The following is a 7683-nucleotide window of genomic DNA, read 5'->3' as shown; positions in this document are numbered from 1 at the left end:
CCGAGTGGCCAGTCGACTGTAAAGAGGCATTACAGCAGAGCAAACGAAGGGTGGCAGTATCGCTTTCCGAAGGCGCTGTGCAATTCTTGTGTGCTCAAATCCGAATGCACGGCAAGCGGGAACGGGAGAAGCGTTTTTCGCAGCCAATACCAGTCCCACTACGAGCAAGCCAGAGTCTACAATGCAAGTACGTGGGGCGTAGCCGAGCATAAGCTTCGCGCTCGCATAGAGTCAAAGAATAAGGAATAAAGCAAGACTGTGGGCTTGGCGAAGTGAGGACCAGAAGTATGGAGACGCTGACCATAAAAACAAGGCTGGCGGCCATCGTCGTCAATCTGAAATATACGATACGGCGCTTACTAGCCCCTAGAGAGGGGTTTGTTCGACGTGCACGAATAAACTAATTTTTGCAAATCACAAGTTACAATAGCTGCAGCAAGCACGTCAAAAAACGCCTCCTGTCCCACATGAACTCGCAAAATTACCGAGTGGGAGAGAAGGCGTTGTGTTTAGCCACAGTTAATCGACGGCTTCTCCCAGACCGCTAAAAGCAGGCATCTGCTCGAATGGGCTTGCGTAACGGTCTGTCAGGCCGTTAAAAGCATGCATCTGCCCGAATGTGCCTGCCGGGCTGTAAAGAGGGTTGGATGAGTAAGGGGGGCGATTTCTGCGAGTTATGTATGCGAATGGGGCGGTCATCGTTTTTTTGCGGTTGGCGGCGAAAAGGAGAGAAAACGTCGAATGGCGGCTGATGCGTTCAGCGAGGGGGAGAAGGGAAGATGGGCCGAGGAAGGGCGGACGAGAGTTGGAAAGAGTCACGGAATCGTAGAATGCAGAGCGTCCAAGCGGCTTGCCTCGGCAATCGATAGAGGGCTACAATGAGAGAAACGGTTGTTTCGTTTCGAAGATCGGCAGGGCGGCGGTGGAACAGAAGATGAAGCAAACGGAAGTAACGACGGTTATACTGGCGGGAGGCGAAGGCAGGCGGATGGGCGGGCGCAATAAAGCGCTGCTGACGCTTGGACAGGAGACGCTCATCTCGCGGCAGCTGCGCGAAGCTTCCCGAATATCGGCGGACATCGTCGTTGTGGCCAACGACCCGCAATTCGCCGAACAGTTACGGGTGTTGATGCCTTCCGTCCGCGTCGTACCTGACGTCTATCCGGGAGAGGGGCCGCTTGCCGGCGTCCATGCTGGCTTTCAAGCCGCCGCGTCTCCGCATGTGTGGCTGCTTGGCTGCGACCAGCCTTATCCGAGCGCCGATGCGGCGACGTATTTGCTCGGCCGGCTGGATCGGGCGCAGGCGGCGATTCCGCTGATCGGCGGACGGCTGCAGCCTCTTCACGCGGTCTATCGCCAGGAGACGGGTGCGATTGCGGAGGAACTGCTGAGGGCGGGGAAGCGTCGGCTGCGCGATTGGCTGGACCGACTGGAGCTTGGCGCGATCGGACAGGACGAATTGCAGGCTGCCGGGTTTTCGCTCGCCTTGGCCGACGATATCGATACGCCCGAGCGGCTCGCCGAGGAAAACGCCCGTTGGGCGGAGCATACGCAGCAAAGGAGTTAGCGTCCATCATGCAGCAGACAGAAAGTTCCGAACGGTTCCGCCGCAAGGCGATCCAGCCGGAAGAAGCGCAGCAAGCGATCGTGAACAGTGTCCGGGCTCTCGGAGCGGAGACGGTTGGTCTGTACGAGGCGTGGGACAGGCATTTGGCGGAGGCGCTCATTGCGCCGCATCCGTTCCCGCCGTTTCGCCGATCCGGTATGGACGGTTACGCCGTGCGAACGGCGGACCTGCTTCAAGCCGCGCCCGGCAGCCCGGTGGAGCTGACCGTGCTGGAGTGCTTGCCCGGGGGCAAGGCGCCGAAGCATTCGCTGGGTCCCGGACAAGCGTCCCGGATTATGACCGGAGGGATGGTGCCGGAAGGAGCCGATGCCGTTGTGATGCTGGAGATGGTCGCGGCTGAAGAGCGGGACGATCTTCCTTGCGTGCGGATCGGAAAGGCTGTTGCGCCGGGCGTCAACATTTCCGAAATCGGCAGCGAAATTCGCGAAGGCGAGCGGCTGCTGCCTGCCGGCAGGCGGATCGGAGCGGGAGAGAGCGCGGTGCTCGCCGCTTGCGGCTGCGCCCGCGTCGCCGTAACGCGCCGCCCGCGCGTGGCGATTCTGTCCACCGGAAGCGAGCTGCTGGAGGTGGACGAGCCGCTTGCCCCCGCGAAAATCCGCAACAGCAATGCGCCGATGCTGGCGGCGCTCGTCAGGGAGCTCGGCGCCGAGCCGATCTTGCTCGGCAAGGTTCCCGACGACGCGGAAGCGGCCGGCCGGCTTGTGCGCGGAGCGCTGTCCGACTGCGATCTGCTGCTCACGTCCGGCGGCGTATCGGTCGGAGATTTCGACGTGATGGTCGATATTCTCGCCCAGCCGGACGCGAAGCTGCTGTTCAACAAAATCGCGATGAGGCCGGGCAGCCCGACGTCCGCCGCGCTCTTCGGGGAGAAGCTGGTGCTTGCGCTGTCCGGCAATCCGGGCGCGTGCTTCGTCGGCTTTCATCTGTTTGCCGTTCCGGCGCTGCACCGTATGCTCGGCATGGACGGGCCGACTCATCTTGAGTTTACGGCCTGTCTGGGCGAAGATTTTCCGAAAGTAAACGCCTATCGCCGTTATATCCGGGCCAGCACTGCGATCCGGGACGGACAAGTCTGGGTAACGCCGACCGGAGACGATAAATCCAGCCTGATGACGACGATCGTCGGAGCGGATTGCCTGATCGAAATTCCTCCGCTCAAGGAAGGGCTGAAGCGGGGCCATCCCGTGAAGGCGTGGAACATAAGGCGATAGCCGGGAAAGGAACGGACCGCGATGCGCATCATTCAAATCGTCGGCTATAAAGATTCGGGCAAAACGACGCTGGCGTGCGAGCTGATTCGGACCCTTGCCGCCGAAGGCCGCAAGGTCGGGACGCTTAAGCACGATGCCCATCGCTTCGAGCCGGAGCCGCCGGGCACGGATACGTGGAAGCATCGGCAGGCCGGTTCGTCGGCGACGGCGATTGTCTCGTCGGAGCGAACCGCCTGGGTGGAGGAGCGGACAACGCCCGTGGAGGAGCTTGTCGCGCAGATGGCGCTGCGCGAGCTCGACGACCTGATCGTCGAAGGCTTCAAGTCCGCGCCTTATCCGAAGGTTGCGCTGATCCGGGAGGAAGGGGACGCCGACCTGCTGCAGCTGTCCAACATCGTCGCGATCGCGCTCCGCAAGCCGCTTCCGGCGGTGGAGAAGCAGGCGGCCGCACGGGGAATTCCGGCGTTCCTTCATCCGGATCCCGGCTCGTTCGGCCCCCTTCTTGCTTTTCTCCGAGCCGCTTGGAATTGACAAGTCTCGAAGGAATAGTGTAAATTATCGAGAATATCAGGTTGATCTATAGGTCATCAACGGCTTAGACCAGGGACACGAGATTCGGCCCGCCGTCGCGCAGAGAGGGAGCTCCAGGCTGCAAGGCTTCCCGACGGTCCGCAATCTTCCCGCCCTGCGAGCTGCAGCGGTGAATTCGAAGTATCCGCTGCCGGGAAAATCCCGTTATCCGGTCAAGGAATGCCCGAACGCGCGAGCGGACGGCATTCGAATCAGGGTGGTACCGCGAACGCATTCGTCCCTTGACGAGTGCGTTTTTTATTTTGAAGGGGGGCGTAAAACGATGAGACAAAGCCGATTGTTTGCCCAAACGTACCGGGAAGCGCCGGCGGAAGCCGACGCGGTCAGCCATCGGCTGCTGCTGCGGGCCGGGTTCATCCGGCAACTAGCGGCGGGCGTGTACGCGTATTTGCCGCTGGGCCGCAGGGTGCTGCGCAGGCTGGAAGGCATCGTTCGGGAAGAAATGGACCGGGCAGGCGCGCAGGAGCTGCTGATGCCGGCGATGCAGCCTGCCGAGCTGTGGCAGGCATCGGGGCGTTATTCCGCTTACGGTCCGGAACTGATGCGGCTAAGCGACCGTCACGGCCGGGAATTCGCGCTCGGGCCGACGCATGAAGAGGTCGTCACGTCGCTTGCCCGCGAAGAGATTCATTCCTATCGCAAGCTGCCGGCGACGGTCTATCAGATTCAGACAAAATTCCGGGACGAGAGGCGTCCGCGCTTCGGTCTGATGAGAGGCCGGGAATTTGTCATGAAAGACGCCTATTCCTTCGACGCCGATCCCGCGGGACTGGATCAAAGCTACGCAGCCATGTATGCGGCATATGAACACATTTTTTCCCGAGGCGGTCTAAACGTACGAGCGGTGGAGGCGGATGCCGGAACGATCGGCGGAGAGGGAGGCACGCATGAGTTCGTGGCGCTCTCCGACATCGGCGAGGATACGATCGTCTCCTGTTCGCATTGCGGCTACGCGGCGAATCTGGAGAAGGCGGAGGCCGGAAGAGCAGCGGAAGCCGGGAAGACGAAGAACGGGAGTAAACCGACGCCGGAGCGAATTTACACTCCGAATGTAAGGACGATCGAAGAGTTGGCGATGTTTTTGAATGAGCTGTCTTCCGCTTTGCTCAAGACGATGATCTACGAGGCGGACGGCGCGATCGTTGCCGTCCTGGTCCGCGGAGACCGCGAGGTGAACGAGACGAAGCTTCGGGCTCGCTTGCGGGCGGCGGAGCTGACGGTCGCGGGCGCGGACGCCGTGGCGCGGGTGACCGGAGCGCCGACTGGCTTTGCCGGTCCGGTCGGGCTGAACGTGCCGATTTACGTCGATCGGGAGATCGCGGACGGAGAAGGCTGGATCGCCGGGGCGAACGAGCGCGATTATCATGTGCGCGGAGCGAAGTCGGGCAGAGACTTTTCCGTCGAAGAGACGGGCGATTTCCGCAACGCTGCGGAAGGAGAAGGTTGTCCCAGATGCGAAGAGGGGACATACCGCTTCCATAGAGGGATAGAGGTCGGCCATGTGTTCAAGCTCGGAACGAAATACAGCGAACCGCTGAATGCGACCTACTTGGACAAGGAAGGCCGAAATCGGCCGCTGACGATGGGCTGCTACGGCATCGGCGTGTCCCGCATGCTGGCGGCCGCCGTCGAACAGCATCATGACGAGGCGGGCATCGTCTGGCCGGCGGCCATCGCGCCCTTCCGCGTCCATATCGTGCCGGTCTCGATGCAGGACGATGCCCAGAGAGAGTTGGCCAAAAGCCTCTACGAACGTTTCCCGGCCGCCGGAATCGACGCGCTGCTCGACGATCGCGACGAACGGGCCGGCGTGAAGTTCAAGGATTCCGATCTCATCGGCATTCCGATTCGTATCGTTGTTGGCAAACGGGCCGCTGCCGGCGAGGTCGAACTGAAACTTCGGGACCGTCCCGACAGCATGGCGTTAACCGTCGAAGAAGCCTTTAAGTTAGTTTTCGCCAGCATACGGAACCAGGAGATAACCGATGAATTTCTTTGAACGAATGGCGAGAGAGGCCGGGGTCGCCCTGAACGAGCAGCAGCGCCGGGCGGCGTCCCACATCGACGGTCCGCTCCTGCTGCTCGCTTCTCCGGGATCGGGGAAAACGACAACGATGCTGCTGCGGATCGCTTATTTAATGGAAGTGAAGAAAGTCCCGGCAGCGCGGATCAAGGCGGTGACGTTCAGCAAAGCGTCGGCGGAGGATATGAAGGCGCGGTTCTCCAAGCTGTTACCGGCGCTGGCCGCGGGCGCTCCCGACTTTTCCACCATCCATAGTCTGGCGTTCGAGATCGTCAGGGAGCATTTTCGCAGGCGCGGCATTTCTTATCGAATCATTGAAGGACGAAGCGGCGAAGAGGACGACGGACGGCCGAACAAGTCGAAAATCCTTCGCGAGCTGTACCGCCGGGCTAACGGCGATTATCCCCCGGACGACCGGATGGAGGAGCTGACGAGGTACATCGGCTTCGTGAAAAACAAGCTGATCCCGCCGGAGCGGCTGCCGTCGGTGAAATGCGACGTTCCGAAGGCGGAGACGATCTACCGGGAGTACGAGCATTATAAGCGTACGGCCGAGGACGGCCTGCTGATCGACTTCGACGACATGCTGACGGAGGCCGACGCGGCGCTAAGCGCGGAGCCCGCCCTGCTCGCGAAGTATCAAAGCCGGTTCGATTACGCAATGACGGACGAGAGCCAGGATACGTCGCTCGTGCAGCACGAGATCGTGGAGAAGCTTGTCCGCAAGCACGGCAATCTGTGGGTCGTCGCCGACGACGATCAGAGCATCTACAACTGGCGCGCCGCCGAACCCGAGTATTTGCTGGGCTTTAAGGAGAAGCATCCGCAGGCGGTCGTTATGCTGCTGGAGCAAAACTATCGTTCGACCTCGACCATCGTCGACGTCGCGAACCGGTTTATCAAGCGCAACCGCGAACGCTACGACAAAAACATGTTTACGGGCAATCCGTCCGGGGACCCGATCGCGATTACGGTGCTGCCGGACTATCGCTATCAGGCGAAATACGCGATCGAGAAAATCGTCGACGAGGGCGAGCCGGGCGACGCCGCAATCCTGTACCGGAACAACAGCTCCTCCATTCTGCTTATGAACGCCCTGGAGCGGGCGGGCATCCCTTTTTACATGAAGGACGGGGATGCGCGCTTTTTCTCCCACTGGGTCGTGGAGGACGTGCTGAACTTTATGCGCTTGACGTATAACGACCGGCGGGCGGACATTCTGGAGAAAATTCATTTGAAGTTCGGCGGCTATATTTCCAGAAAGCAGATGGAGCAGCTGCTGGAGCTGAAGGAGGACCCGGACGATTCGGTGTTCGATCGCCTGGTCAAGCACATTCCGCTCCGAGATTACCAGGGGAAAGCGCTGGCGGCGTGCCAGCAGGCGTTTCGCGGCATGCAAGGAGCTCCGCCGCTGGCGGCGATCCGCATCATCCGCGGCAGACTCGGCTACGACAAGGCGATCGACAAGTCGTGCGAGCGGATGGGCTACCGCAAGGAGACGCTGCTCGGCATTCTGAGCGCATTGGAGGAAATTGCCGAGCCGCTGGAGACGATGGAGCAGTTCGCGGCCAGGCTGAAGTTTCTTGAAGGACGAATGAGACAATCGAGAGGCGCGAAGCAGGACGGAGCGGTTACCCTTTCTACGCTGCATAGCGCCAAAGGGCTGGAGTTCTCCCGCGTCTACATCGTCGACTTGATCGAGGGCGTGCTGCCTTCGGCCGACGACGTGCGCAAATGGGAGAAGGGGGACGCCGGAGATATGGAGGAGGCGGCGCGGCTGTTTTACGTGGGCATGACGAGGGCGAAACGGCGCCTTGAATTGCTCTCGTACGCGAGCAAGGAAGGGGAGCCGGTCCGGTTGTCCCGCTTCGTCGACGACGTTCGCCGGCTTCAGCCCGCGGCGCCTCGCTTGGCAGTCGAAGAAGGCGCGAAAGCGCCGCCGGTCGTCCGGGCGAATCCGAACGCGATTCGCGATCCCGCGCGGCTCGTCGTCGGAGCGAAGGTCCGGCATGCCGTCTTCGGCGACGGGGAGATTATTCTGACGCTCGGGGACAGCATGGATGTCCGGTTTCGCGAAGAGACGAAGCGGCTGTCCGCCAACATTTGCGTGCAGATGGGACTTCTGGAGCCGATGGCATCGCCGGAATGAGCGCGCCGGCTGCAAGGTCCTTGCAGCCGGCTGTAGGCGCGAACGGGGAGAGGCACTTTTTTGGGCCTGGCGGCGCCACCCC

Annotated in this window: 6 protein-coding genes; all 6 read left to right on the top strand. The window is 61.2% G+C overall.

Annotated features, from left to right (window positions below):
* On the top strand, positions 1-249 hold a 249-nt coding region (locus ACFFT4_RS34995; RefSeq protein WP_378054474.1), incomplete at its 5' end, for a transposase.
* A 685-nt stretch (positions 250-934) separates the two neighbouring features.
* Positions 935-1567, top strand: a complete 633-nt coding sequence (gene mobA, locus ACFFT4_RS34990; protein WP_378054472.1) for a molybdenum cofactor guanylyltransferase — start codon at positions 935-937, stop codon at positions 1565-1567.
* An 8-nt stretch (positions 1568-1575) separates the two neighbouring features.
* Positions 1576-2838 (top strand): molybdopterin molybdotransferase MoeA, encoded by a 1263-nt coding sequence (locus ACFFT4_RS34985; protein WP_378054470.1) that lies wholly within the window; start codon positions 1576-1578, stop codon positions 2836-2838.
* Positions 2839-2859: 21 nt separating this feature from the next.
* Positions 2860-3369 carry a molybdopterin-guanine dinucleotide biosynthesis protein B gene (mobB, locus tag ACFFT4_RS34980; protein ID WP_378054468.1) on the top strand — a complete coding sequence of 170 codons (510 nt, stop codon included), beginning with the start codon at positions 2860-2862 and terminating at the stop codon, positions 3367-3369.
* Positions 3370-3691: 322 nt separating this feature from the next.
* Positions 3692-5428 carry a proline--tRNA ligase gene (locus ACFFT4_RS34975; RefSeq protein ID WP_378054466.1) on the top strand — a complete coding sequence of 579 codons (1737 nt, stop codon included), beginning with the start codon at positions 3692-3694 and terminating at the stop codon, positions 5426-5428.
* Positions 5415-7601, top strand: coding sequence for an ATP-dependent helicase (locus ACFFT4_RS34970; RefSeq protein WP_378054464.1), 2187 nt, complete (start codon positions 5415-5417; stop codon positions 7599-7601). Before ACFFT4_RS34975 ends, ACFFT4_RS34970 begins: the two co-directional genes overlap by 14 nt.
* Positions 7602-7683: the final 82 nt, after the last annotated feature.

The organism is Cohnella cellulosilytica (assembly GCF_042431195.1).
Taxonomy (GTDB): domain Bacteria; phylum Bacillota; class Bacilli; order Paenibacillales; family Paenibacillaceae; genus Cohnella; species Cohnella cellulosilytica.
The sequence above is the reverse complement of the archived record's forward strand: the minus strand, read 5'-3'. Positions and strand labels throughout refer to the sequence as shown.

Bases quoted from the DNA above. Each gene is read 5' to 3' on its own strand.
- mobA (WP_378054472.1), top strand. From the start codon at position 935: ATGAAGCAAACGGAAGTAACGACGGTTATACTGGCGGGAGGCGAAGGC.
- ACFFT4_RS34985 (WP_378054470.1), top strand. From the start codon at position 1,576: ATGCAGCAGACAGAAAGTTCCGAACGGTTCCGCCGCAAGGCGATCCAG.
- mobB (WP_378054468.1), top strand. From the start codon at position 2,860: ATGCGCATCATTCAAATCGTCGGCTATAAAGATTCGGGCAAAACGACG.
- ACFFT4_RS34975 (WP_378054466.1), top strand. From the start codon at position 3,692: ATGAGACAAAGCCGATTGTTTGCCCAAACGTACCGGGAAGCGCCGGCG.
- ACFFT4_RS34970 (WP_378054464.1), top strand. From the start codon at position 5,415: ATGAATTTCTTTGAACGAATGGCGAGAGAGGCCGGGGTCGCCCTGAAC.